Genomic DNA, 25,445 nt, shown 5'->3' with positions numbered 1-25,445 from the left:
ATGACTTTTATGCACCCACACATGATCAAGCTGCTCAGCCTCTCGGGTTTGACCCTCGGCATTCTGGCTGCCAGCAGCGGCGCGCGCGCCGACACCGTCGCGGCGCCGACGTTTACCGCCGAGCCGTGCTGCAACCTGTGCCCGGCCGCCCATGACGCGAAAAACTACACCACGCGCTACCAGCAAAACTTCACCACCCTGGTGCAAGCCCAGGGCGACTGGTTGTTCCGTACCCAGGAAGACCTGCGCACTCAGTTCGAGACCACACCCGCCGGCTACAAACGCTTGCAGCAGTTGCACGACGCGTTCAAGAGTAAAGGTGTGGAACTGGTGCTGGTCTATCAGCCAACCCGTGGCCTGGTGAACCGCAACAAGCTCAATCCAGAGGAAAAAGCCAAGTTCGATTTCGACACGGCGCTGGGCAACTACAAATCCATGCTTGGCCGCTTTGCGAAGATGGGCTATGTGGTGCCGGACCTGTCGCCATTGACCAACGAGCAACTGCCCGATGAGTTGCCGGCGCATGATTTCTATTTCCGCGGCGACCAACACTGGACCCCGTATGGCGCCCAGCGCACGGCAAAAATTGTCGCGGCCAAGGTCAAACAGTTGCCTGAGTTTGCCGACATTCCCAAGCGCGAGTTCGAGACCAAAAAGTCCGGGCGCATGGGCAAGACCGGCACCCTGCACAACATGGCCGGACAGTTGTGCGGCACCAGCTATGCGATCCAGTACATGGACCAATTCACCACCGAACCCAAGGGGGAAGCGGGCGACGGCGACCTGTTCGGCGACTCGGGCAACCCGCAGATCACCCTGGTGGGCACCAGTCACAGCGGCAAGAACTACAACTTCGCCGGCTTTCTTCAGGAAGAAATCGGTGCCGACATTTTGAACGTCGCGTTTCCCGGCGGTGGCCTGGAAGGCTCGATGTTGCAGTACCTGGGCAGCGATGAGTTCCAGAAGAGCCCGCCGAAAATCCTGATCTGGGAGTTTTCGCCGTTGTATCGCCTCGACCAGGAGACCATCTATCGCCAGATGATGTCGCTGCTGGACAACGACTGTGAAGGCAAGCCGGCGCAGATGAGCGCCAGCACCACCCTCAAGCCCGGCAAGAATGAGTTGATGGTCAACAGCAAGAACATGGACCTGCGCAACCGCAATCATCAGGTCGACATTCGCTTCGCCGATCCGTCGGTAAAAACCCTGCAAGCCACCCTCTGGTACATGAACGGGCGCCACGAGGACATCAAGATCGATAAACCCGAAACATCCGAGACAGACGGGCGTTTCGCCTTTGAACTGCGCACCGATGAAGACTGGGCCTCGCAAAACCTGCTGGCTGTGGAAGTCCAGGGCCCTGAAGCGGGCGGTGCCGCGCAGAAAGTCGAAGCGAAAATTTGCACACGCAACGTATTCCCCGCCGGTGGTCAACAGACCGCATCGGTCGGGCAATGAGATTACTTATGCACAAGCTATTGACTCCAACACTGCTGGGCCTGGCGATATTTGCCGGCTCGGTGAACGCCGCCGCGCCACTGCGCCCGCCCCAGGGCTACGCCGCGCCGATCGAGGCGTTCAAGACCGGCGACTTCAAGGACGGCTGCGATGCAATGCCGACGCCTTACACCGGCCCACTGCAGTTTCGCAGCAAGTATGAAGGTTCCGACAAGGCGCGTTCGACCCTGAATCTGCAGTCGGAAAAAGCCTTTCGCGACAGCACCGCCGACATCACCAAGCTGGAAAAAGACACCAGCAAACGCGTGATGCAATTCATGCGCGATGGCCGCCCGGAGCAGTTGGAGTGCACCTTGAACTGGCTGGTGTCATGGGCCAAGGCGGATGCGTTGATGTCCAAGGACTTCAACCACACCGGCAAGTCGATGCGTAAATGGGCGCTGGGCAGCATGGCGTCGGCCTATCTGCGCTTGAAGTTTTCCGAGTCGCGTCCGCTGGCCAATCACCAGCAGGAATCACAACTGATCGAGGCCTGGTTCAACAAACTAGCGGATCAAGTGGTCAGCGACTGGAGCAATCTGCCGCTGAAAAAAATCAACAACCACTCGTACTGGGCCGCCTGGTCAGTGATGGCGACTTCCGTCGCCACCAACCGCCGTGACCTGTTTGACTGGGCGGTGAAGGAATACAAGATCGGCGCCAATCAGGTGGATGCGCAAGGCTTCCTGCCCAACGAATTGAAGCGCCAGCAACGGGCCTTGTCGTATCACAACTACGCCCTGCCGCCGTTGTCGATGATCGCCAGCTTTGCCCTGGTCAATGGCGTGGATCTGCGTCAGGAAAACAACGGCGCACTCAAACGTCTCGGCGAAAACGTGCTGGCCGGTGTTGAAGACCCGGAGATCTTCGAGCAGAAGAACGGCGAGGAACAGGACATGAAAGACCTTAAGAAGGACTCGAAATTCGCCTGGCTCGAACCATTTTGCACCCTCTACACCTGCGCGCCGGATGTGTTGGAGCGCAAGCATGAAATGCAGCCGTTCAAGACATTTCGCCTGGGTGGAGACCTGACCAAGGTCTATGACCCGGCACATGAGAAAGGTGGCAAGGGATCGTGATTTGCGGGGTGGCTGAAAACCGCCCCTCACCCTAACCCTCTCCCCGGAGGGGAGAGGGGACTGACCGAGGTGAAGGATCAAGGTACGGCGACCTGAAATACCGAGTCGGACTCAGGTTCGAAAGCGAGCAGAAATACCGAGCCGAACCCAGCTTTCGCAAGCGACCAGGATCGGCTCCCTCTCCCCTCCGGGGAGAGGGCGGGGGGTGAGGGGTGGATTTCACTGACACTCACCCCTCCGCCAGCTACACCACCGCCCGTTTCGACGGGGGGTTTGGGGGGGCCGTTGGCCCTTGACTGTTGGTTATAACGTGGAGAGATCGGGATGGTTTTCTCGTCCAATGTGTTCCTGTTTCTGTTCTTGCCGATCTTTCTCGGCTTGTACTATTTGAGCGGGCAACGCTATCGCAATCTGCTGTTGCTGATTGCCAGTTACGTGTTCTACGCCTGGTGGCGAGTGGACTTCCTGGCGCTGTTCGCCGCGGTGACCCTGTGGAACTACTGGATCGGCCTCAAGGTCGGTGCCGCCGGGGTTCGCACCAAACCCGCGCAACGCTGGCTGCTGCTCGGTGTGGCGGTTGACTTGTGCATCCTCGGCTACTTCAAGTACGCCAACTTCGGCGTCGACAGCATCAACGTGATGATGAAGTCGGCGGGCCTGGAGCCGTTTATCCTGACCCATGTGCTGTTGCCGATCGGCATCTCGTTCTACATTTTCGAGTCCATCAGCTACATCATCGACGTCTACCGTGGCGACACACCTGCGACCCGCAACCTGATCGACTTCGCGGCGTTCGTGGCGATCTTCCCGCACCTGATCGCCGGCCCCGTCCTGCGTTTTCGCGACCTCGCCGACCAGTTCAACAACCGCACCCACACCCTCGACAAATTCTCCGAGGGCTGTACGCGGTTCATGCAGGGGTTCATCAAGAAGGTATTCATTGCCGACACCCTCGCGGTGGTCGCCGACCATTGCTTCGCCCTGCAAAACCCGACAACCGGCGATGCCTGGCTCGGCGCGCTGGCGTACACCGCGCAGCTGTATTTCGACTTCTCCGGCTATAGCGACATGGCCATCGGCCTGGGCCTGATGATGGGTTTCCGCTTCATGGAGAACTTCAAGCAGCCCTATATAAGCCAATCGATCACCGAGTTCTGGCGGCGCTGGCACATCAGCCTCTCGACCTGGCTGCGCGATTACCTCTACATCACCCTGGGTGGCAACCGCAAAGGCACCCTGACCACCTACCGCAACCTGTTCCTGACCATGTTGCTCGGTGGCCTGTGGCATGGCGCGAACATCACCTACATCGTCTGGGGTGCGTGGCACGGCATGTGGCTGGCGATTGAAAAAGCCATCGGCCTCAACACCTCGCCACGCAGTTTCAATCCAGTGCGCTGGGCCTTTACCTTCCTGCTGGTGGTGATGGGCTGGGTGATCTTCCGTGCCGAAAACCTGCACGTCGCCGGTCGCATGTACGGCGCAATGTTCAGCTTTGGCGAGTGGTCGCTGTCGGAACTCAACCGCGCGAACCTCACCGGTCTGCAAGTGGCAACCATGGTGGTGGCGTACGCCACGCTGGCGTTCTTCGGGCTGCGCGACTTTTACCGCAATCGTCCGGCTGAAAAGACCCGGCCTGCCGACCCGAGCCTGATCAAGGCAGTCCCGGGCGACAACCCCGGCAGCATCCAGGAGCCCGGTTTCAGCGTCGGCAGCAACGCCGCCGTGCAACCGGCCTACTGGACGGCCGACTGGCCCCGCTACGCCATGCGCGCGCTGATCCTGCTGCTGTTCGTTGCTTCGATTCTCAAACTTTCGGCGCAAAGCTTCTCGCCGTTCCTTTACTTCCAATTCTGAGGGAGCCGACCATGACCCGTTCATTACGCATCCTCTACACCGCGCTGTTCATGGCCTTGCTGCTGGCATTGGGCGCCTGGTCGATACGCAGTTTCTTCGGCTTCAGCACCAACGCCGAGGCCACCGTACTCAATGGTCGCTGGGCCAAGGCCGTCGAAACTCATTACGACGATGAATTCCCGATCAAGCGCCTCGGCACCAACCTCTGGGCCGCGCTGGACTACAAGCTGTTCAACGAAGGTCGCCCCGGCGTGGTGCTGGGTCGCGATCACTGGCTGTACAGCGATGAGGAGTTCAACCCCACCGCCAACGCCGAGCAGAACCTGCAAGGCAACTACGCGTTGGTCGAAGGCGTACGCCAGACCCTCAAGGCGCGTGGCGTGCAACTGGTGATGGCGATTGTCCCGGCCAAGGTGCGCCTGTACCCGGAGCATCTGGGTGAAGTGCGCCCAGCGCGTATTCATGCCGGTCTTTACCAGGATTTCCACGCCCGACTCGCCGCCGACAAGATCATCGCTCCCGACCTGCTTAGCCCGCTGCAACAAGCCAAGCTCCACGGTCAGCAAGTGTTCCTGCGCACCGATACGCACTGGACCCCGGACGGCGCCGAAGTGGCCGCCAGACAACTGGCCAAGGTGATCAATGCCAAGACCCTGCTCAGCGGCGAACCCCAGCGGTTTGTGACCGAAGCCGAGTCCACCACACCACACAAGGGCGACCTGCGGCTGTTTCTGCCGCTGGACCCGCTGTTCGAAAACCTGATGCCGCCCAAGGAGCCGCTGCAAAAACGCGTGACCCACGCGGTGCAATCCCAGGCAGCCGGTGATGCCGCGTTGTTCGCCGACAGCGAAATGCCGGTCGCCCTGGTGGGCACCAGCTACAGCGCCAATCCTAACTGGAACTTCGTCGGCGCCCTGAAGCAGGCCTTGGGCAGCGAGGTGGTGAACTACTCCGAAGACGGCCACGGCCCGATCCTGCCGATGCTCAGCTACCTGAAAAGCGACGACTTCAAGAACAGCCCGCCGCAGGTGCTGGTCTGGGAGTTTCCTGAACGTTATCTGCCTGTGAACAACGAAATCGGCGATGCCGACCCGCAGTGGGTCGCGCAACTCAAACAAGCCGGTACCCGCCAACAGAACATGGCAATCAACACCACAAAATCCGAGACGCCCGACCGGGCGCAAAACTGAAAGAGAGGTACACCATGACTTTCACTAAAACTCCTCGTCGTCTCGCCAAGACCCTTGCCCTGGTTGCAGGCATGAGTGTTGTGTCGATGTCCGCCTTCGCCGGTGGCGACGCCGCCCTCTATGGCCCTGTCGCGCCGAAAGGTTCAAGCTTCGTGCGCCTGTTCAACGCCAGCAATCAGGAAGTCAGCGCCACGGTCGGCAATACCGCCCTGAACGACGTTGCCCCCCTGGGCAGCAGTGAGTTCAGCTTCCTGCCAGGCGGCGACTACAGCGCCAAGGTCGGCAGCCAGGCCGTGACGGTCAAGCTGGCCGCCGATCATTACTACACCCTGGTCAACAGCGGCAGCGGTCAGCCACAATTGATCGAAGAACCACCGTTCAAGAACAAACAGAAATCCCTGGTACGCGTGCAGAACCTCAGTGACAAGTCCCTGACCCTGAAGACCGCCGATGGCAAGACCGAAGTGGTCAAGGCAGTGGCCGCCAAGGGCCGCGGCGAGCGTGAAATCAACCCGGTAAAGGTCAGCCTGGCGCTGTTCGACGGCGACAAGAAAGTCGGTGACCTGAAGCCTGTGGCCCTGGAGCGCGGTGAAGCGGCGGTGCTCTATGTCACCGGCCAAGGCTCCAACCTGTCGCCAGTATGGGTCAAGCGCCCGGTGTCGACGCGCTAACCATTTCCCGGACTGACCGCAACCCACTGTAAGAGCGAGCGTGCTCGCGAAGACCGTTAACGATGACGCAGCGCCCGGGATTCATCGCGCCGCTCTCAGGTTTTTCGCGAGCCAGCTCACGCCTACAGAGGGCCGAGGGGGCAGTCCGGAACGAGACCAAAAACAAGAGTGAAACGACAGAACGCAGTAGCTCTAACCCATACAGATTCAAGGAGAAACACCATGATCCCAGTAATCCTTTCCGGTGGTAGCGGCTCACGTCTTTGGCCGCTTTCGCGTAAACAGTTTCCCAAGCAGTTCCTGGCGCTGACCGGCGAACACACGCTGTTCCAGCAAACCCTCGAACGCCTGGTGTTCGAGGGCATGGACGCGCCTATCGTGGTCTGCAACAAAGACCACCGTTTCATCGTCAACGAGCAACTGAGCGCACGTAAACTCGACACCCAGCGCATCCTCATGGAACCCTTCGGTCGCAACACCGCGCCGGCCGTAGCGCTGACCGCGATGATGCTGGTCAACGAAGGCCGTGACGAACTGATGCTGGTGCTGCCAGCCGATCACGTACTGGACGATCAAAAAGCCCTGCAACGCGCCCTGGCCCTGGCTACCGTAGCGGCCGAGCGTGGCGAGATGGTGTTGTTCGGTGTACCGGCCACGCGTCCGGAAACCGGTTATGGCTACATCAAGTCGACCAACGATTCGCTGCTGCCAGAAGGCGTCAGCCGCGTGCAGCAGTTCGTCGAAAAGCCTGACGAAAAGCGCGCGGTGGAGTTTGTCAAAAGTGGCGGTTATTTCTGGAACAGCGGCATGTTCCTGTTCCGCGCCAGCCGCTTCCTGGAAGAACTGAAAAAGCACGATCCGGACATCTACGACACCTGCATGCTGACCCTGGAGCGCAGCCAGCAAGACGCCGACACCGTGACCTTCGACGAGGCCACGTTCGCCTGCTGCCCGGACAATTCCATCGACTACGCCGTGATGGAAAAGACCCAGCGCGCCTGCGTTGTACCACTGAGCGCCGGCTGGAGCGATGTAGGTTGCTGGGCTTCGCTATGGAGCGTCAACGAGAAAGATGCCGACGGTAACGTCAGCAAAGGCGACGTGGTGATCCAGGACAGCCGCAACTGCATGATCCACGGCAATGGCAAGCTGGTGTCGGTTATCGGCCTGGACAATATCGTGGTGGTGGAAACCAAAGACGCAATGATGATTGCTCACAAGGACAAGGTCCAGGGCGTCAAGCAGATGGTCAACACCCTCAACGAACAGGGCCGTAGCGAGACCCAGAATCACTGCGAAGTCTACCGTCCGTGGGGCTCCTACGATTCGGTGGACATGGGCGGGCGCTTCCAGGTCAAGCACATCTCGGTCAAGCCCGGCGCGTGTCTGTCGCTGCAGATGCACCACCACCGCGCCGAACACTGGATTGTGGTCAGCGGCACCGCCGAAGTGACCTGCGACGAGAACGTGTTCCTGCTCACGGAAAACCAATCCACGTACATCCCGATTGCCTCGGTACACCGCCTGCGCAACCCGGGTAAAATTCCGTTGGAGATCATTGAAGTACAGTCGGGCAGCTACCTGGGCGAAGACGATATCGAACGGTTTGAAGATATCTATGGTCGCTCGACGCCGATCGAACGCGGGGTTTCGGTGAAAACTATCGCGCAGTAACAGTGTCGTACAACAAGCCCCCGTCAGTCCGACTGCGTCCCCTATCCGCAACCGGCTGAACGGGGGCTTGCTGCTTAAAGCGCGGCGTTATTTCTTTGAACCGAAGTACGTCGACATGCCTTGACCAATCCCGACCATAGCCGCTCCGGCAACTTTCACTTTGTTATTAGCTGAATGCATACCGAACTCGCCGGCAGTTTTCATCGCCGTTCCGAATTTTGACATGTTCGAGTTAAAGCCGCTGCTGGAGCCCGATTGAGGCTTATGGTTCCTGTCCCCCGCCTGCATGATGAACGGTGTTCGGGTATTGCACACACCCATCAAGAACTGGGCGACGGGCCCTGAGAAGCTGCTCGGCGTTCTGAATTGCAGGGTGTTGATAGACGAAAGCGGCGCACCGCTCGTTGCTGAAATTGTCATAAAAACCTCTTGATTCCTGATCAGTCAGGCTCGGCATTCCCTGGTCATAGTGCTTCCTTTTACTCCGTGGCAGAAACTCATGCATCGGTTCCACGCCTGTGCACACGCCTGAAAGCGCTCGGCGCCAATACCTCACAGATGGTCAACATCGCCTCTGCACAGGTACGATGGTTCATCCATCCGCGAGGTTGCCTGCATGTTCTTCGGCGTTCTACTGATCATTACCTGGCTGATTCTGCTGCTGCGCTATCCCGCCAAGGCATTGCCAGTATCGCTCGCCGCCGCTGTTGGCCTGGCTTTCGTCGCGATGTGGGTGGTGTGGCTGGACAACCGCGAAGCCTCGCAACTGGCACGCCTGGAACTGCGCATCAATTACGCACCTGAAGAATGCCCCGCCGACCGCCCGCTGAAACTGACCCTCAACAACGGCACCGATGTGCCCCTGACCGAACTGCGCTGGCGCGTCGCAGCCTATGCACCGGGCGATACGGTGAACCTGGCGGAAAATGTCTATTCTGCGCCCCGTTATCGCGGCCCCGGCGAGTTGCAGGCCGGGTCCAACTGGCAAGACTGCCTGCCGGTACCGCCGCTGCGTCCCGGCTATCGCCCGCAAACCCTGGCGTTTCGCGCCGAGCATTTGCAAGGCAGCTTCTCCAACTGACATCGACAAAGGACGGCTTCATGCCCAACGTACTGATCACCGGTTGCTCCAGCGGTATTGGCCGCGCCCTGGCCGATACCTTCAAGTCCGCCGGTTATGACGTCTGGGCCAGCGCCCGACGTGACGACGACGTCGCCGCGCTGACCGCGGCCGGTTTTACCGCGGTGCAGTTGGACGTCAACGACAGCGTCGCGCTGCGCCAACTGGCGGAACAACTCGGCGAGCTGGACGTACTGATCAATAACGCCGGTTATGGCGCGATGGGCCCGTTGCTCGACGGCGGCACGCAGGCCATGCAGCAACAGTTCGAGACCAACGTGTTTGCCATCGTCGGCGTGACCCAGGCGCTGTTCCCCGCCCTGCGCCAACGCCAGGGATTGGTGGTGAATATCGGCAGCGTTTCCGGAGTGCTGGTAACCCCGTTTGCCGGCGCATACTGCGCGTCCAAGGCCGCCGTGCATGCGTTGAGCGATGCGCTGCGCATGGAGCTGGCCCCCTTTGGCGTGCGGGTGATGGAAGTGCAGCCTGGCGCTATCGATACCCACTTCGCGAAAAACGCCGGCACCCAGGCTGAATTGTTGATCAATCCACAATCACCATGGTGGCCAATGCGCGAAAGCATCCGCGCACGCAGTCAGGCTTCCCAGGACAAGCCGACGCCAGCCGTGGTGTTTGCCGCAGAAGTGCTCAAGGCCGTGCAGCAGCAATCGCCACCGCGCCTGCTGCGCTCGGGCAACGGCAGCTGGGCATTGCCATTGATGGCCGCGCTGCTGCCCAAGGGTGTGCTGGAAAAAGTGCTGATGAAACGCTTTGGGCTGAATAAAACGTTGTAATGCTCTCGAGCAGGAGGTTACTTCTTCATGAAATCAATCAACGCCCGCACCTTCATCGGTAAGTCTCGGGTGTCCGGGTACATCGCATAAACGCCCAGTTTACCTGGGCGCGGCGCTGCTCAGTGCGCGGTTCTCGACCTTGGACTCCTTTGCCATAACCTTCAAGATAGCGGCAGCCCTGACACGGCTGCCACTCTTTGCGGTGCTCCACCTGGATGCTTCCAGCGTACGGACACTGCTACACCCAGCCTGTGAGCCTCACCGATGATTGATTACCGTGATTTTTTTGAGGAAGTGATTCAGACCCACGTCGAGATCGAACAATGGTTTGCCGGTGTTGCGCCCGAGGGCACGCTGGAAAATCTACTGGCGCGCTTCTCGCCGGACTTCAGCATGGTCGCACCGTCCAGCGGAGCACGAGTGGATGCGACTGGGGTGCAGGCGTTGTTCAGGCGCCTGGGCGGCCAGCGGCCGGGGCTGAAAATCACTCTGAGTGAAATGACCGGTATCGACCGCCATGCGCGAGGCGCTAGCGTGACTTACCGAGAACATCAGATTGATGACACTGGGACCCAGACGGATCGTCGCGCTACTGTGGTGTTCGAGAAGCAAGCCAGTGGTGGATTGTTGTGGCGGCATTTGCATGAGACGTATTGCCAAGGGTGATTTGGGGTGTGGAGTACCTATCCATTGCTGCGGTGATGGCCGCTATGGACGCCAATCCTTTTGGCACTGTTCTCTGTAGGAGCGAGCTTGCTCGCGAAAAACGTACATTCAACGCAGCGATGCGCCTGCAATACCTTCGCGAGCAAGCTCGCTCCTACAGGGGACGGAGTGCTCACGAAAAACGTACATTCAACGCAGCGATGCGTCTGGAATATCTTCGCGAGCAAGCTCGCTCCTACAGGGGATGGATTGCTCGCGAAAAACGGCAACCCCAACATTCAGTCCAACGCCGGCTCAAGCACCACAGTACAGGTAATCCCCGCCGCCAGCAGCACTCCGTCCGGGACCTCATCAATATGAATCCGCACCGGCACCCGCTGCGCCAACCTCACCCAGTTGAAGGTCGGATTCACATCCGCAATCAACTCCCGGCTCTCGGGGTTATCACGGTCGTAGATCCCCCGCGAGATGCTTTCCACGTGCCCTTTCAAGGTTTCGCCACTCATCAACTGCATATCGGCCTTATCCCCGACCTTCACCTGCGGCAGCTTGGTTTCCTCGAAAAACCCGTAGACCCAGAACGAATGCATATCCACCACCGCCATCTTCGCTTCGCCGATACGCGCGTAGTCCCCCCGATGCACATTCAGATTAGTCACATACCCGTCCACCGCCGCCAGCACCTGGGTGCGTTTCAAATTGAGTTCGGCGGCCTCCAGTTGCGCCAGTGCATGTTGATAATCGGCCAGCGCGGCGTCGGCGATGTTGCTCGCATCGTCGCGGTTTTCCCTGGAGATCACCAGGGCGTCGAGATCGGCACGCCGGTGGGCGTTGAGCTTGCGCATCTGCCACGTGGCCTTGCGTGACGCCACCAACGATTGCGCCTGCTTCACTGCGATCCGGTAGTGCTCGGGATCGATCTGCATCAGCAGGTCACCCTTTTTCACCAACTGGTTATCCCGCACCGGGACAGCAATCACTTCGCCAGTGACATCGGCGGCAACGTTGATGATGTCGGCGCGCACCCGGCCATCGCGGGTCCACGGGGTGTGCATGTAGTGGACCCACAGCGTGCGGCCAATCCAGATCGCCAGGGCCAGCACCAACAGGGTCGCGAGCAGGCTGAAGAACTTTTTCATCGGGACATTCTCAACGGTAGACGGTCAGCGACAAGGCGCCGAACAGGCAAACGAACAGGCTCAGGCGCAGCAACGCCGGGTGCCAGAAAAAACGGTACAGGTCAAAACCCGCCAGGAAACGATCCAGCGCCCAGGCGAGCCCTGCCGCGATCAAAAACATCAGGCTCATGCTCGGCATGTAAATGCCATGGAACGCGATTTCACGAGGCATCGGTGGATCCTTCAAGCTTATAAGCCGCCAGCGGCGATTGCGGGTCCAGCAAGGACGTGCGGATAAAGTGCAGGTAGCTTTTCACCCGGCGCAGGGCCGACGTATCGAAGTGCGGGGCGAAAGGTTCGTCGGTGGCCTGCACACGACTGATGGCGTGATCGACCGCCACCAGCGCGCGCTCAAGATTGCTCTGGCCGGGTTGCAGGAACAGGCGCACCAGCGAGCGGCCCATCACGCGGATCGCCTGGCGCCAGGGCTGGGACTCAGCGTAGGCCGGATGCACCGGCAGGATCGCCTGCTCCTTGCGCAGTTCAATGATTGCGTGGCCGACCTCCAGCACCACCAACATCCAGTGCAGCAAGTGGCGCTGCACCAACGGCTGGCCGGCCGCCAAGCCATAGGCCTGGTGCAGCAGATCGCGGGTGCGGCTTTCGAAACTCGATGCCAGGCCCTTGAGCTTGCCGCTGATGGCGTAGACCACTTGCTCGCGCAGGTCGCGCTCCAGGCGGCGCCACAGCCACGGACTGTTGGGCGGCAGGATGATCGCACCCGCGGCGGCACACACCAGCATGCCGAGGATCATCGCGATGTAGTCATTGATAAAGCTGTAGGGGTTGTAGATCGTCAGGTTGTCCGGCACCGAGCCGGTGCTGAAGAAAATCAGCAAACCCAGGCCGACACCGGCGTATTGCGCTCGTGACGAGAGGAAGGCGCCGAACACAATCACCGGGGCGAGCATCACACACAGCAGGGGGAAACCGTCGATCCAAGGGAACACGAAAAACATTTCGACAAACCCCACCAAGGCGCCAATCAAGGTGCCGCAGGCCATCTGGAAGGCCATGCGTTTCGGGTTGGGCGTGGCGGCGGAAAGGCCGACGGTGGCGGCGGCGATCAGGGTCATGGTCGCACCGCTGGGCCAGGCGGTCGCCACCCAGTAACTGCCGAGCACGATCAGGATGAACGACGCGCGAATACCCGAGGCGGCGCACGCCAGCCAGTTGGTTTTCGGGATAAAGGTATCGTCCCATTGCTCACGCACATGGCGGTGTTCGGCCAAGGAAGCGTGGGTCTGTGCATAGTTGTGCAGATCGTCGACGAAGCGGTAAAGCAGCTCGTAGGCGGTATGAAAATCCAACTGCTCGGCTTCGCTCGGGTTGCCCTCCTGGAAGGTCGCGCGCAGGCTGCGCACCTTGGCGGGCAAGCCGTCCTTGTAGGCGCTCAGTTGCATCACCAGGCGTGCCGCATCGGGGCTGGTGAGGGCCCGACCGGAGAATTCGTCGAGCACTTCGGCGAGGTCTCGCAGGCCGGGTTTGATCGCGCCGACGACGTGGTCCGCCGCGTCCGTGCGCAGCCGCTGAAGCAACTGATGCAACGCGTTGAAGCGCGTGGTGACGCCCATGAATTCGCTGTTCAGGCGACTGAGACGACCATTGCGCCGACGCATGTGCGGGTCTTCAAACACCGTAACGCTGCGCAGCCCTTCCAGCCCCACGGCCTCGGCGATAAAGCGCACGTTGCTGCGTTCAAAACCATCGCGCTGACTTCGTCCACGCAGACCGTCGGTGACAAACAGCGCGAACACCCCGAAGCGCTGGTACAAGGCGTTGCGCATGGCGGCGCTGGCGGTTTGCGGCAGGATCGCGGCGCTGACCAGGGTCGCGCAGAGAATCCCCAGGGAGATTTCCAGTACGCGCCACACCGCCGCCATAAACGCACCCTCGGGATGGGCCAGGGCCGGCAAGCCGACCATGGCCGCGGTGTAGCCGGCCAGCACAAAACCGTAGGCACGAAAATTACGATAACGCGCCGCGCCCGCCGAACAGAGGCCGACCCAGATCGCCAATGAGCCGAGGAACAACTCGGTGTTTTGCGCGAACAAGGCGATCAACAGCACCATCACCACCGATCCCGCGAGGGTACCGAGCAAACGATAAAAGCTCTTGGCAAACACCTGACCGCTCTGAGGCTGCATCACAATAAACACGGTGATCATCGCGGTACGTGGTTGCGGCAGCTCCAGGCGCATCGCCAGCCATAAGGTCAGGAACGCCGCGATCAGCACTTTGCAGATGTAGACCCAAGTCACGCCATCGCTGCGTGCCCAGTCGAAAAAACCACGCCGCCATTCCAGGGAATGCAGCCAACGCAGCGGTGCAGGCAAGGGAGTCATGGGTAACCTGATCAGTGATCAAACACGGCGAATGCCGCCGGGGTCTTGCTCGGTAGGGTTTTGTCGGGAGCCGGAACGTCGTCCCCGGCCCCCAGGCCCCCGCCCAGCGCGGTGACCAATTGGGCATGGGCACTCAAACGTGCGGCCTGGACCTGTTGCTGGATCTGCTGTTGGCGGAACAGCAAGGTCTGGGCATTGAGTACATTGAGGTAGTCGGTGAGGCCGCGCTGGTAGGCGATCATGGCGATGTCGTAGGTTTTCTGTGCTGAAGCCACCGACTGCGCGGCGAAGCCTTGTTGCTTGAGCATGGATTCGCGGCGGATCAACTGGTCGGAGATGCCGTTGAGAGCGTTGACCAACGTTTGGTTGTAATGCGCGACAGCGATGTCATAGCCGGCGCTGGCTTCACCCAATTGCCCACGCAAACGACCGCCGTCGAAGATCGGCAAAGTGATCGCCGGACCGACGTTGTAGTTGAATTTCTTGCCGGCCAGAAACGCCAGCATGCCGCCGCCGGTGGCCACGTAACCGAGGCCGCCGACGAGATCGACGTTGGGATAGAAACCGGCGTGAGCGACATCGATACCCCGCGCTTGCGCCGCGACTTGCCAACGGCTGGCAACCACGTCCGGGCGCTGGCCGAGCAACTGCGCGGGCAGGTTGGACGGCAGTTTCAGCGGTGCGCCAAGGGACAGGCTGGGGCGTTGCAGGTGCGCGCCGGTCCCCGGGCCTTTGCCGGCCAACGCCGCCAGTTGATTACGGCTCAGGGCAATTTCTTCGTCCAGGGCGTCCAATTGGCGGTGGGTTTCAGGCAACGGGGTTTCGGCCTGGCTGACATCCAAGTGCGTGCCAATGCCCGCATTCAGGCGCTGGTTGGCCAGGTCGAGGATCTGCTGTTGCTGGGCCAAGGTGGCAGCGACAATATCGCGATTGGCGTAATGCAACGACAGTTGGATGTACGCACGCACCACGTTGTTCTGCAATTCGAGCCGGGCCTGGCGTGCTTCGGCGGCGCGCATATGCGCCAGGTCAACCGCGCGCTCGCTGGCGTTACGCTCGCGGCCCCAAAGATCGAGTGCGTAGCTCAGGCCCAGGGAGGCGTGGTTGTCCCAGGTGCTCGCATCACTTAGCGCGCCGGGTCCGTAGAACTGATCCTCAGGCCAGTTATGGCGTTTGAGGCTGGTGTCGCTGGTGATTTGCAACGCCTCGGCCGACTCGGCAATCCCGGCCATCGCCCGCGCCTCACGTACACGCGCCGCGGCCATCGCCATGCTCGGACTGTCGTGTGTAGCGAGGTCGACCCAACGGTTGAGTTGCGGATCGCCGTAGGCTCGCCACCATTGGGCGGTGGGCCAATGGGCGTCCTGCGCGGCGCTCCGGATGGCGTCGTCGGTGACCAGGTGGTCGGCGTTCAGAGCCTGGCCCTGAGGGGCAATTCCTGCGTTTGCGATGCAGCCGCTGATGGCTAGCGATAAGGTCCAAACACTGAGAGTCTTCAGCTCTCTGCTGATGCGACGCGGCACTGCGGCGAATTCCTGAGGTGGGTAACGCGGGTAGGTGGCGCAATTCTAGGGGGCGGGGCAGATGCCGATAAGCTGGCATTCCTGTGAATCTTTGTTACCGTTCAAGCGATAATCCCTTGGTAGGGATCACTGGACGGCGTAACTTTCTGTCACAATTTGTCATCTCCCCTGAGAACACCCCATGGACACTTTGCAAAACATGCGCGCTTTCAGTTGTGTCGCCGAGGCCGGCAGCTTCACCGCCGCTGCCGCGCAACTGGACACCACCACCGCCAACGTCTCGCGCGCGGTCTCGAACCTTGAGGCCCACCTGCAAACCCACTTGCTCAATCGCACCACCCGCCGCATCGCCTTGACCGAGGCCGGCAAGCGCTATTTGTTGCGCTGCGAGCAAATCCTCGCCTATGTCGAAGAAGCCGAGGCCGAGGCCAGCGACGCCCATGCCCGCCCTGCCGGACAGTTGAAAGTGCATACCATGACCGGTATCGGTCAGCATTTTGTGATCGACGCTATCGCCCGCTATCGCCGCACTCACCCAGACGTGACGTTCGACCTGACCCTGGCCAACCGCGTGCCGGACTTGCTGGACGAGGGTTACGACGTGTCCATCGTGCTCGCCAGCGAACTGCCGGACTCCGGATTTGTGTCCCAACGCCTGGGGATCACCTACAGCATCGTTTGCGCCTCGCCGGCCTACGTCAAAGCCAACGGCTGCGCACAGCGGCCCAGTGACTTGCTCAACCATGCTTGCCTGCGCCTGGTGAGCCCGGTGATCCAGCTGGACAAGTGGGCGTTCAATGGCCCCGACGGCCAGGAAAGCGTCAGCATCAACAGCTCGCCCTTTCTGGTGAACTCCGCCGACGCAATGAAGACCGCGATCACCAGCGGCATGGGCGTTGGCCTGTTGCCGGTGTATGCAGCCATCGAAGGTCTGCGCAACGGCACGCTGGTGCGGATGATGCCGAATTACCGCTCCCAGGAACTGAACCTGTACGCCATCTACCCGTCACGCCAGTATCTGGATGCGAAGATCAAGACGTGGGTGGAATACCTGCGCGGTTCATTGCCGGAAATTCTGGCGGCGCATCAGGCGGAACTGGTTGCGTATGAGTTGAGCGGGAATGTGGGCAGCGTACGGCTGCCGCTGTAGGCATTGCAAATCAGAGCCCGCACCCTGCTGCCACAGAGTAGTTTTGCAGCGTTGGGATAAATGTTAGCGTGCTTGGCATTCCTTCGTGCCGATGAGTTCGCTCCCGATGAAAAAGACTGTTCTTGCTTTCAGCCGTGTCACGCCCGAAATGATCGAACGCCTGCAACAGGATTTCGACGTTATCGCCCCCAACCCCAAGCTTGGCGATATCGCCGCCCAGTTCAACGAAGCGCTGCCGCACGCCCACGGCCTGATCGGCGTCGGTCGCAAGCTGGGACGGGCACAGCTTGAAGGCGCGAGCCATCTGGAAGTGGTCTCCAGCGTGTCGGTGGGCTACGACAACTATGACCTGGCGTACTTCAATGAACGCGGGATCATGCTCACCAACACTCCGGACGTGCTGACCGAAAGCACCGCCGACCTGGCTTTTGCCCTGCTGATGAGCAGCGCCCGCCGGGTTGCCGAGCTGGACGCCTGGACCAAGGCCGGGCAATGGAAAGCCAGCGTGGGCGCACCGTTGTTTGGCTGTGATGTACACGGCAAGACGCTGGGGATCGTCGGCATGGGCAATATCGGCGCGGCCATCGCCCGGCGCGGACGCCTGGGTTTCAACATGCCGATCCTCTACAGCGGCAACAGCCGCAAGACGGTACTGGAACAAGAGCTGGGTGCACAGTTTCGCAACCTTGACCAATTGCTGAGCGAGGCGGACTTCGTTTGCCTGGTGGTGCCGTTGAGCGAGAACACCAAGCACTTGATCAGCCATCGCGAGCTGGGACTGATGAAGTCCAGTGCGATTCTGGTGAATATCTCCCGTGGCCCGGTAGTCGACGAGCCGGCGCTGATCGAAGCCCTGCAAAACCAGCGGATTCGCGGTGCCGGACTGGATGTGTACGAGCAAGAGCCCTTGGCCGAATCGCCGCTGTTCCAACTGAGCAATGCAGTAACCTTGCCCCATATCGGTTCGGCCACGAATGAAACCCGCGAAGCCATGGCCAATCGTGCCTTGGACAATCTGCGCAGCGCGTTGCTGGGGGAGCGGCCGCAAGACTTGGTCAATCCGCAGGTTTGGAAAGGCTAGTCCACAGACCCGCCGACGTGTTGCAGGAGCGAGAATCAGGCGTCCCCTTCGCTCCTACAGTTTTTCGCGCACGCGTCGATAACCCTCTAAAGAGTGTTCCCGCTGATCCACTGAAGGTTGCCATGTCCATCACCAAAGCCCGCGCAGACTCCCTTTCGCTGCTGCTCTTTACCTTGCGCAGCGGTAAGCTGATGGCGATCAACCTGCTCAAGGTCAGCGAAATCATCCCTTGTCCACCGCTGACCAAACTGCCGGAGTCCCACCCGCACGTCAAAGGTATCGCCACCCTGCGCGGTGCCGCGTTGTCAGTGATCGACCTCAGCCGGGCGTTGGGCGAAATGCCTTTGCAAGATCCAGACGGCGGTTGCCTGATTGTCACTGACATCAGCCGCTCCAAGCAGGGTCTGCACGTACAGGCGGTGAGCCGGATCGTGCATTGCATGACCACCGACATTCGTCCACCGCCTTTCGGTTCTGGAGGCAATCGTGCGTTTATCACCGGCGTGACGCAGGTCGACGGGACATTGGTGCAAGTACTGGATATCGAAAAGGTCATCCATGCAATCGCCCCAGCCCCGATCGAAGTAGCGCCCACCGACTTGACCATGGAAGAAGCGGAAGTACTCGGTCATGCACGGATTCTGGTGGTGGATGACAGCCAGGTCGCCCTGCAACAGTCAGTGCACACGCTGCGCAACCTCGGCCTGCAATGCCACACCGCCCGCAGTGCCAAGGACGCCATCGACTGTCTGCTGGAGCTGCAAGGCACCGCTGACCAGATCAACGTGCTGGTCTCCGATATCGAAATGTCCGAGATGGACGGCTACGCCCTCACCCGCACGCTGCGCGAAACCCCGGACTTCCAAGACCTTTACATCTTGCTGCATACCTCGCTGGACAGCGCGATGAACAGTGAAAAAGCCCGTCTGTCCGGCGCCAACGCAGTGTTGACGAAATTTTCCTCGCCGGAACTCACCAAGTGCCTGGTGGTGGCAGCGCAGTCCCTGCCACAGCACGGCCGGTAACCGATGGTCGAACACTTCCAGCTGTTGCGCCGCGACCTCACTGGCCCCCTCCCCGCGCCGCAATGGCCGGCTGGCATCAGCCTGGACCACTACCGTGAAACACGGGCTGCGGCAATCCACGCGGTGCTGTGCATGGCGCAAGAACAAGGCGGTGGTCGTGTGGGTAGCCTGCAGCAGTGGCGCCAACAGTTCCTCAGCGATGCCGAGTTCGACCCGAAACTATGCCTGATCGCCAGCAACGCCCACGGCATTCTGGGTGTAGCGCAATGCTGGACCAGCGCCTTCATCAAAAGCCTGGCTATTCACCCCACGGCCCAGGGGCAAGGCTTGGGGCGTGCATTGTTGTTGCACAGCTTTCTGGTGTTCCAACAGCGCGGCGAGGCCTTTGTCGATCTCAAGGTGCGCGAGTCGAATACCCGCGCCCGTCAGTTGTATGAAAGTGCGGGCATGGTGTTTGTGCTGCGCGATCGGCTGACCAAGGACTGACAGGCTGGCGCATAACTTGCTTCGCACAAGGTCCGTGCGGTGGACAGAGGTGTAAACCCGTCACCGCGCCCATGCGCCTTCTGACCTAGCCTGGTGACAGACTCCCATGACCTCCACCCACTTTTCCTGCGTAGGATGCGGCAAATGCTGCACCGACCACCATGTACCCCTGACCCTCGATGAAGCCCGGATGTGGGCGGCGGACGGCGGCAATGTGATTGTCCTGGTGGAAGGCTTCCTGGGCAATGGCCTGGGCCTGCCGCCGCAGCAACGCGAGCATGCCGAACGCCGTTCGGTGGTGGTGCCCAGCGGCACCACCGAAGCGTTTGTGGCAATCACCTTTGCCGCCTACAACGCAGGGCGCTGCCGGAATCTTGACGAAGACAACCTGTGCCGCATCTATGAGCGCCGCCCGTTGGTGTGTCGCATCTACCCGATGGAGATCAACCCGCATATCCCACTGAACCCTGCGGCTAAGGATTGCCCACCGCAATCCTGGGAACAGGGCCCGTTATTGATCGCGGGCGGCGAGTTGATGGATCTGGAGCTGGCGGCATTGATCCGCCATTCACGCCAGGCCGACCGGGATGACGTACAAGCCAAGGAGGCTGTCTGCGCCCTGCTGGGTATTCGCACCACGGCGCTCAAGGGCGACGGGTTTACCGCCTACCTGCCGGACATGGGCGCGTTTGCCCAGGCGCTGGAGCTGGCGGCTGATCAGCCGTCGATGGCCAATGAGTGGATGTTTCATGTCTCGGGAATGGATATTGCCGAACAGATACTGGATGCAGGGGCACGGATTGCCACTGAGGTGCCGGCCAACTATGCGTTTATCCCGTTGCGCGCGGCTTAACGCCCAGAGGGCGGTGCTTCAAGGCGATAGGGCTGGATGATCCGCTGGTATTCGCCGGACTGCATCAACTGTGCAAGGGCACAGTTAAGTTCATTGCGCAACGCCGTATCGAGCTTGCGCACCGCGATCGCCACACCGTCGCCCAGCAACTCCGCCGAAACAGCCGGGCCCAAGAAGTCGAACGCCAACCCGTCGTCGGTGTCGAGCAGCGCATTACGAATCTCCACGGTGCCTTGCAAAGTCGCATCGATATCGCCCGCCACCAGGCTGCGCACTAACTCCTCATTGAGCCAGAAGCTCTTGACGATCACGCCCTTGGGCGCCCACTTCGACCGGGCAAAGGCTTCGCGATTGCTCCCCAGCAATACACCGACACGTTTGCCCTTGAGCGAGCTTGCGGTGGGCCTCAGGCCTGAGTTTCTACGCGCTACCAGACGCGTGGTGAACGGGTAGAGATTATCGGTGAAACTCACCCAGCGCCGTCGTTCGGACGTGGGGGCCATCCCCATGATCGCGTCGAATTGCCGGGCTTCAAGGGCGGGGAAGTTCTCGACAACCACCTGATCAACCCAGATGCATCGCACCTTCAGTTGCATGCACAACGCGCTGCCCAGGTCGATGTTCAGGCCGACCAACCACCCTTGCGGGTTTCGACTCTGAAAGGGAGGGAATTGCGCGGCGACGGCAAAACGGATTTCGCGCCGTGGCTGATCAAGGGCCGTAGCGACATCCAACGAAAGCACTAGGGCAAGTACTACACAGATGTTTATCAGGGCCATGGGCAACGCCTTTTCCGGAAAGACCAACCTCACCCCACCCAACCCCGGAGAATAGAGCCGGGGGAGCAGAGACGGTGCAAGCTTTCAAGAAACGGTCGTAGGCCTACAAGTAGAAATATCAGCAGAAGCCGTAGGCAATAGCTGATCCAGCGTGCGACTTATTAATCTCAGCGTTTACCCATCGAGCGGCGAGTACCCGGAGGCGCCATGCCCGGAGACTTGGTGTGGCCGTTCTTGGCGCCGTTTTTGTACCAAGGCTGGGTGGCATTCTTGGCCCCGGCCAGCTCGCCCGGCTTGAATGGAAACTTGAATGCCGGGATCTCGGTTTGCGCGACTGTTTCTATGCTGTCAGCGTCGACTTGTTCGACGGCTTCGAGCGCGTCAACAAGGGGTTGTGTCGGGGAATTCATGAAAGCTCCGGGGAGTACAAAAAGTGACGCGGACCCGAATTGCGAGTCACGCTGGCACGAAGTATACCTGCACGACCTGAATCTTTGATCATTGCCGTATGAATGGTCGCGAGTTTGCTGACACGGCTGTCAGGTTGGCCATTTGAGGGTGGGATACGTTTGGGATTGTTTACCGGTTTGATATTGACGTTCTGAAGATGAATTTTCTTTTTTGCCAATGACTTAATTTTCAACGCGCCGAACTAAACTGCCATCATTGTTACCGCTGAAGTCAGTCCGATGAATCAACGCCGCGCCCAAAACTTGCCTGCACGCCCGGAGCTGTTGTTGATTCTGGGCAGTGGCATCACCGTCGCGTTGATTATGATCATCGTCGCCGTGCTGCTGATCCGCGAACATGCCAGCACGTTACAGACCGCTCAACGCTCCACCAACAACATCACCCAACTGATCAATGCAGATGTGCTGCGTAACGTCGAGCTGTATGACTTGGCGCTGCAAGGGCTGATTACGGCGGCGGGCAACGCTTTGTCGCAAGTGCCAGCCGAGATTCGGCACCAACTGCAATTCGATCAATCCATCGCGGCCCGCTACAAGGGGGAAGTCCTGCTGCTCGACAAGGCCGGCCAGGTGATAGCCGACTCTTCTACGCTGACGCCCACGCCGCGCAATTTCGTCGACCGCGATTACTTCCAGATCCACCTGAAAAATCCCGAGGCGGGACTGTTCATCAGCCGCCCGTTCAAGATCCACTGCGAATGCGATCAAGTGTGGCGTATTGCATTCAGCCGCCGGGTGGCCGGGCCCAATGGCGAATTTGCCGGCGTTGCCGTGGCGAGCATGCGCCTGGCGTATTTCGACCAGTTGTTCAGCAGCCTGACCATCGGTAGCGGCAATACCATCAACCTGTTGAACAACCAAGGCATTTTGCTGGCTCAGCAACCCATGCTGGAAAGCAACATGATCGATAAAGACCTGAGTTCCCGCCCCAACTTCAAACGCATGTTGCAAGAAGGCAGTGGCAGCTTCAGGGCGATCTCCACGACCAGCGACACGTTACGGCTCTTTACCTTTACCAATGTCGGACAATTGCCCTTGATCGTGGTGGTGGCCTTATCCAACGACGACGTATTCGCGGCATGGAGGCGCGCGGCGTGGCTCACCGCTGGCGCCACCGGAGTACTGTGTATCGGCCTTTTATGGCTGACTTGGATGCTGCGCCTGGAGCTGCGGCGGCGCTACCGTGCCGAGAAGGTCCTGTCAGAACTGGCAGCCACCGACGCTCTCACCGGCCTGGCCAACCGCCGTATCCTGGACCAGCGGTTGCGCCTGGAATGGGACCGCGCCCAACGCTCCAACGCACCTTTGGCGCTGTTGATGATCGACGTTGACCACTTCAAGACCTTCAACGACCGTCATGGTCATCAGGCCGGTGACGACGCGCTGCGCAACGTGGCGCGGGTGATCGGTAATAACATCCGCCGTCCTGCCGATCTGGCGGCGCGTTATGGGGGAGAAGAGTTCGCGGTGATCCTGCCGGATACCGACGCCAAGGGCGCCCGAGTGATCGCCGAGCATCTGCGCGGTCGCATCGAAAACTTGCCATGGGTGTCGGGAAGCGACGGGCCGATTACCGTGAGTATTGGCTTGAGCACCTGGGACAGGCAGGGGCCGCCCTCTCTGGAGCAATTGCTGCTCAGTGCCGACCAGGCGTTGTATGCAGCGAAAAATGCCGGGCGCAACTGCACCGTTGACGCCAGAGCCCCCTAATATGGATGTATCCGGAACGAAAAAAAGGCCACCCGAAGGCAGCCTTTAAAAACTAAAGAAAGAGAGTTGTTACTTACACCGCCGCAACGGGACGCATGTAAGAGATCGGTGCGGTGCTGGCATCTTCGAAGGTCACGACTTCCCAAGCGTCTTTCTGCTCAATCAACTTGCGCAGGAGCTGGTTGTTCAGTGCATGGCCCGACTTGAAGCCTTTGAACTCGCCTATCAGGCTATTGCCCAGCAGGTAGAGGTCACCGATTGCATCGAGGATCTTGTGCTTCACGAATTCGTCTTCATAGCGAAGGCCATCTTCGTTCAGTACACCATCCGCGTCGACCACAATGGCGTTTTCAACGCTGCCGCCGAGTGCGAGGTTGTGCTTGCGCAGGTACTCGATGTCACTCATGAAACCAAAGGTACGGGCGCGGCTGACTTCTTTTACGAACGAAGTGCTGGAAAAATCCACGCTTGCACTTTGGGTGCGGTCACGGAATACCGGGTGATCGAAATCGATCTCAAAGCTCACTTTAAAGCCTTCGAACGGGACGAAGGTGGCGCGCTTGTCGCCGTCTTCTACTGTCACTTCCCGCAGAATGCGAATGAACTTCTTGGCTGCGTCCTGTTCTTCCAGGCCGGCAGATTGAATCAAGAATACGAAGGGTCCGGCGCTGCCATCCATGATCGGGACTTCGGACGCGGAGAGCTCGACGTAGGCGTTATCGATGCCCAGGCCAGCCATGGCCGAGAGCAAGTGCTCCACCGTATCCACTTTGACGTCACCGTTGACCAATGTGGTCGACATGGTGGTTTCGCCAACGTTTTCCGCGCGAGCAGGAATCTGCACCACAGGGTCCAGGTCGGCACGAACAAACACGATGCCGGTGTCGACAGGTGCGGGCTTGAGAGTCAGGTATACCTTCTCCCCGGAGTGCAGACCTACACCTGTGGCACGGATAATATTCTTCAGGGTGCGTTGTTTAATCATGGCTTGGACCGCTTCAGCGCAAATTGCGAACTGGTATCAACAAAGGCTGGCGATAATAGCAGACCAGACCTTTGCTGAACACCAATCACCTTCATAGCCCTGATACATTCCATTAATCGGCCTGACGACGCAAGAATGCCGGGATGTCCAGATAATCCAGATCATCTTGCGGATTCGGGCTACGGGAGGCAGCAGCACCGGCCTGAGCCTGATTGCGCATCACGGTCGGACGATCCAGGTCACGATAGTTCACCGACGGCAGTTCCTGGCGAGCAGGTGCTGGAGCGGCGGCCGTGGCTTGGTTGGTGTGGACGGTATTGTCGATGACCTTCACAGGCTTCTCGATTTTTGCGCCCAGGCCAGTGGCCACCACGGTCACGTGCAGCTCGTCGCGCATGTCCGGATCGATAACGGTACCGACCTTGACCATCGCGTGCTCGGAAGCGAACGCCTCGATGATGCTACCCACGTCGGAGTACTCACCCAGGGACAGGTCCGGACCGGCGGTGATGTTCACCAGAATGCCGCGAGCACCTTGCAGGTTCACATCTTCCAGCAACGGGTTGCGGATTGCCGCTTCAGTGGCTTCACGTGCACGGTTCGGACCGCTGGCGCAGCCAGTGCCCATCATCGCCATGCCCATTTCGCTCATCACGGTACGGACGTCGGCAAAGTCGACGTTGATCATGCCCGGACGCTTGATGATGTCGGAGATACCGCGAACGGCACCGGCCAGTACATCGTCAGCCTTGGCAAAAGCCGACAGCAGGCTGGCGTCCTTGCCGAGGATGGTCAGCAGCTTCTCGTTGGGGATGGTGATCAACGAGTCGACGCTTTCGGACAGCAGACGGATGCCTTCATCGGCGATCTGCATGCGCTTGCGGCCTTCGAACGGGAACGGACGGGTCACCACCGCAACGGTGAGGATCCCCATTTCCTTGGCCACTTCGGCAATGATCGGCGCAGCACCAGTACCGGTGCCACCGCCCATGCCGGTGGTGATGAACACCATGTTGGTGCCCTGCAGTACTTCCGCGATGCGCTCGCGGTCTTCCAGCGCGGCTTGACGGCCGACCTCCGGATTGGCGCCTGCACCCAGGCCCTTGGTCACCGCTGTGCCCAATTGCAGGATGGTGCGTGCACCGATGCTTTTGAGGGCCTGGGCATCAGTGTTGGCGCAGATGAATTCAACGCCTTCAATGTTGCTCTTGACCATATGGTTGACAGCGTTGCCGCCGCCACCGCCGACGCCGATCACTTTGATGACCGGGCTGGCGGGGATGTTGTCTACGAGTTCGAACATTTTCCCTCT

The 25,445-nt window shown here is 60.0% G+C and carries 24 protein-coding genes; 15 read left to right on the top strand and 9 right to left on the bottom strand.

The genetic code is table 11. The features are described from left to right. Window positions 1–9: 9 nt before the first annotated feature. From BLU75_RS01170 to BLU75_RS01145, 6 genes are all read left to right on the top strand, one after another. Window positions 10–1,458, top strand: coding sequence for an alginate O-acetyltransferase (locus BLU75_RS01170; RefSeq protein ID WP_084376510.1), 1,449 nt, complete (start codon window positions 10–12; stop codon window positions 1,456–1,458). An 8-nt stretch (window positions 1,459–1,466) separates the two neighbouring features. After that, window positions 1,467–2,576, top strand: coding sequence for a mannuronate-specific alginate lyase (locus BLU75_RS01165; RefSeq protein ID WP_084376216.1), 1,110 nt, complete (start codon window positions 1,467–1,469; stop codon window positions 2,574–2,576). A 324-nt stretch (window positions 2,577–2,900) separates the two neighbouring features. Further along, entirely contained in the window at window positions 2,901–4,433 is a 1,533-nt protein-coding gene (locus BLU75_RS01160) for an MBOAT family O-acyltransferase (RefSeq protein WP_084376217.1), read from the top strand. An 11-nt stretch (window positions 4,434–4,444) separates the two neighbouring features. After that, on the top strand, window positions 4,445–5,623 hold the full coding sequence (locus tag BLU75_RS01155; RefSeq protein ID WP_084376218.1) for an alginate O-acetyltransferase: 1,179 nt from the start codon (window positions 4,445–4,447) through the stop codon (window positions 5,621–5,623). Between the two features lie 14 nt (window positions 5,624–5,637). Beyond that, window positions 5,638–6,294: an alginate O-acetyltransferase AlgF gene (locus tag BLU75_RS01150; RefSeq protein WP_084376219.1), complete on the top strand. Its 657-nt coding sequence runs from the start codon at window positions 5,638–5,640 to the stop codon at window positions 6,292–6,294. Window positions 6,295–6,516: 222 nt separating this feature from the next. Continuing rightward, the gene (locus BLU75_RS01145; RefSeq protein WP_084376220.1) at window positions 6,517–7,968 is read left to right on the top strand and encodes a mannose-1-phosphate guanylyltransferase/mannose-6-phosphate isomerase; all 1,452 of its coding nucleotides are present in this window, start codon (window positions 6,517–6,519) and stop codon (window positions 7,966–7,968) included. 87 nt (window positions 7,969–8,055) lie between these two features. On the opposite strand, the gene BLU75_RS01140 is transcribed toward BLU75_RS01145, so the two are convergent. Continuing rightward, on the bottom strand, window positions 8,056–8,388 hold the full coding sequence (locus BLU75_RS01140) for a hypothetical protein (RefSeq protein WP_084376221.1): 333 nt from the start codon (window positions 8,386–8,388) through the stop codon (window positions 8,056–8,058). Window positions 8,389–8,584: 196 nt separating this feature from the next. On the opposite strand from BLU75_RS01140, the gene BLU75_RS01135 reads away from it, so the two are divergent. The 3 genes from BLU75_RS01135 (at window position 8,585) to BLU75_RS01125 (ending at window position 10,548) form a co-directional block, all read left to right on the top strand. Further along, window positions 8,585–9,049, top strand: a complete 465-nt coding sequence (locus tag BLU75_RS01135; protein ID WP_084376222.1) for a multidrug transporter — start codon at window positions 8,585–8,587, stop codon at window positions 9,047–9,049. A 20-nt stretch (window positions 9,050–9,069) separates the two neighbouring features. Further along, window positions 9,070–9,882 carry an SDR family oxidoreductase gene (locus tag BLU75_RS01130; protein WP_084376223.1) on the top strand — a complete coding sequence of 271 codons (813 nt, stop codon included), beginning with the start codon at window positions 9,070–9,072 and terminating at the stop codon, window positions 9,880–9,882. Window positions 9,883–10,146: 264 nt separating this feature from the next. Next, on the top strand, window positions 10,147–10,548 hold the full coding sequence (locus tag BLU75_RS01125; RefSeq protein WP_084376224.1) for a nuclear transport factor 2 family protein: 402 nt from the start codon (window positions 10,147–10,149) through the stop codon (window positions 10,546–10,548). Between the two features lie 278 nt (window positions 10,549–10,826). On the opposite strand, the gene BLU75_RS01120 is transcribed toward BLU75_RS01125, so the two are convergent. From BLU75_RS01120 to BLU75_RS01105, 4 genes are read right to left on the bottom strand one after another with little or no spacing between them, the layout of a single operon-like run. Further along, complete coding sequence (locus BLU75_RS01120; protein WP_084376225.1) at window positions 10,827–11,687, bottom strand: efflux RND transporter periplasmic adaptor subunit; 861 nt, start codon at window positions 11,685–11,687, stop codon at window positions 10,827–10,829. Window positions 11,688–11,697: 10 nt separating this feature from the next. Then, entirely contained in the window at window positions 11,698–11,898 is a 201-nt protein-coding gene (locus BLU75_RS01115; RefSeq protein WP_084376226.1) for a DUF1656 domain-containing protein, read from the bottom strand. Further along, window positions 11,888–14,071, bottom strand: coding sequence for an FUSC family protein (locus BLU75_RS01110; RefSeq protein ID WP_084376227.1), 2,184 nt, complete (start codon window positions 14,069–14,071; stop codon window positions 11,888–11,890). The genes BLU75_RS01115 and BLU75_RS01110 overlap by 11 nt, the downstream gene beginning before the upstream one ends. Before the next feature lie 11 nt (window positions 14,072–14,082). Beyond that, window positions 14,083–15,594, bottom strand: coding sequence for an efflux transporter outer membrane subunit (locus tag BLU75_RS01105; RefSeq protein WP_084376228.1), 1,512 nt, complete (start codon window positions 15,592–15,594; stop codon window positions 14,083–14,085). 181 nt (window positions 15,595–15,775) lie between these two features. Here BLU75_RS01105 and BLU75_RS01100 point away from each other — a divergent pair, with 181 nt between their 5' ends. The 5 genes from BLU75_RS01100 to BLU75_RS01080 all read left to right on the top strand — a co-directional run bounded on the left by BLU75_RS01100 (window position 15,776) and on the right by BLU75_RS01080 (window position 20,189). After that, window positions 15,776–16,744, top strand: coding sequence for a LysR family transcriptional regulator (locus BLU75_RS01100; RefSeq protein WP_090221348.1), 969 nt, complete (start codon window positions 15,776–15,778; stop codon window positions 16,742–16,744). 106 nt (window positions 16,745–16,850) lie between these two features. Then, complete coding sequence (locus BLU75_RS01095; RefSeq protein WP_084376230.1) at window positions 16,851–17,825, top strand: 2-hydroxyacid dehydrogenase; 975 nt, start codon at window positions 16,851–16,853, stop codon at window positions 17,823–17,825. A 122-nt stretch (window positions 17,826–17,947) separates the two neighbouring features. Continuing rightward, window positions 17,948–18,850: a chemotaxis protein gene (locus tag BLU75_RS01090; RefSeq protein WP_084376231.1), complete on the top strand. Its 903-nt coding sequence runs from the start codon at window positions 17,948–17,950 to the stop codon at window positions 18,848–18,850. Window positions 18,851–18,853: 3 nt separating this feature from the next. Further along, window positions 18,854–19,336, top strand: a complete 483-nt coding sequence (locus BLU75_RS01085; RefSeq protein ID WP_084376232.1) for a GNAT family N-acetyltransferase — start codon at window positions 18,854–18,856, stop codon at window positions 19,334–19,336. 106 nt (window positions 19,337–19,442) lie between these two features. Then, complete coding sequence (locus tag BLU75_RS01080; RefSeq protein WP_084376233.1) at window positions 19,443–20,189, top strand: YkgJ family cysteine cluster protein; 747 nt, start codon at window positions 19,443–19,445, stop codon at window positions 20,187–20,189. On the opposite strand, the gene BLU75_RS01075 is transcribed toward BLU75_RS01080, so the two are convergent. Both BLU75_RS01075 and BLU75_RS01070 read right to left on the bottom strand, forming a co-directional pair. Continuing rightward, complete coding sequence (locus tag BLU75_RS01075) at window positions 20,186–20,968, bottom strand: transporter substrate-binding domain-containing protein (RefSeq protein WP_084376234.1); 783 nt, start codon at window positions 20,966–20,968, stop codon at window positions 20,186–20,188. The two genes, BLU75_RS01080 and BLU75_RS01075, sit on opposite strands and share 4 nt — an antisense overlap. 167 nt (window positions 20,969–21,135) lie before the next feature. Further along, complete coding sequence (locus tag BLU75_RS01070) at window positions 21,136–21,378, bottom strand: hypothetical protein (RefSeq protein ID WP_084376235.1); 243 nt, start codon at window positions 21,376–21,378, stop codon at window positions 21,136–21,138. Between the two features lie 279 nt (window positions 21,379–21,657). On the opposite strand from BLU75_RS01070, the gene BLU75_RS01065 reads away from it, so the two are divergent. Further along, window positions 21,658–23,148, top strand: coding sequence for a sensor domain-containing diguanylate cyclase (locus BLU75_RS01065; RefSeq protein ID WP_084376236.1), 1,491 nt, complete (start codon window positions 21,658–21,660; stop codon window positions 23,146–23,148). A 73-nt stretch (window positions 23,149–23,221) separates the two neighbouring features. Here the strand turns inward: BLU75_RS01065 and lpxC are convergent, their stop codons facing one another. Both lpxC and ftsZ read right to left on the bottom strand, forming a co-directional pair. Next, complete coding sequence (gene lpxC / locus BLU75_RS01060) at window positions 23,222–24,133, bottom strand: UDP-3-O-acyl-N-acetylglucosamine deacetylase (RefSeq protein ID WP_029297841.1); 912 nt, start codon at window positions 24,131–24,133, stop codon at window positions 23,222–23,224. A 112-nt stretch (window positions 24,134–24,245) separates the two neighbouring features. Continuing rightward, window positions 24,246–25,436 carry a cell division protein FtsZ gene (gene ftsZ / locus BLU75_RS01055; protein WP_090221347.1) on the bottom strand — a complete coding sequence of 397 codons (1,191 nt, stop codon included), beginning with the start codon at window positions 25,434–25,436 and terminating at the stop codon, window positions 24,246–24,248. Between the last annotated feature and the right edge of the window lie 9 nt (window positions 25,437–25,445).

It is taken from the genome of Pseudomonas mucidolens (assembly GCF_900106045.1).
Classification (GTDB): domain Bacteria; phylum Pseudomonadota; class Gammaproteobacteria; order Pseudomonadales; family Pseudomonadaceae; genus Aquipseudomonas; species Aquipseudomonas mucidolens.
The sequence above is the reverse complement of the archived record's forward strand: the minus strand, read 5'-3'. Positions and strand labels throughout refer to the sequence as shown.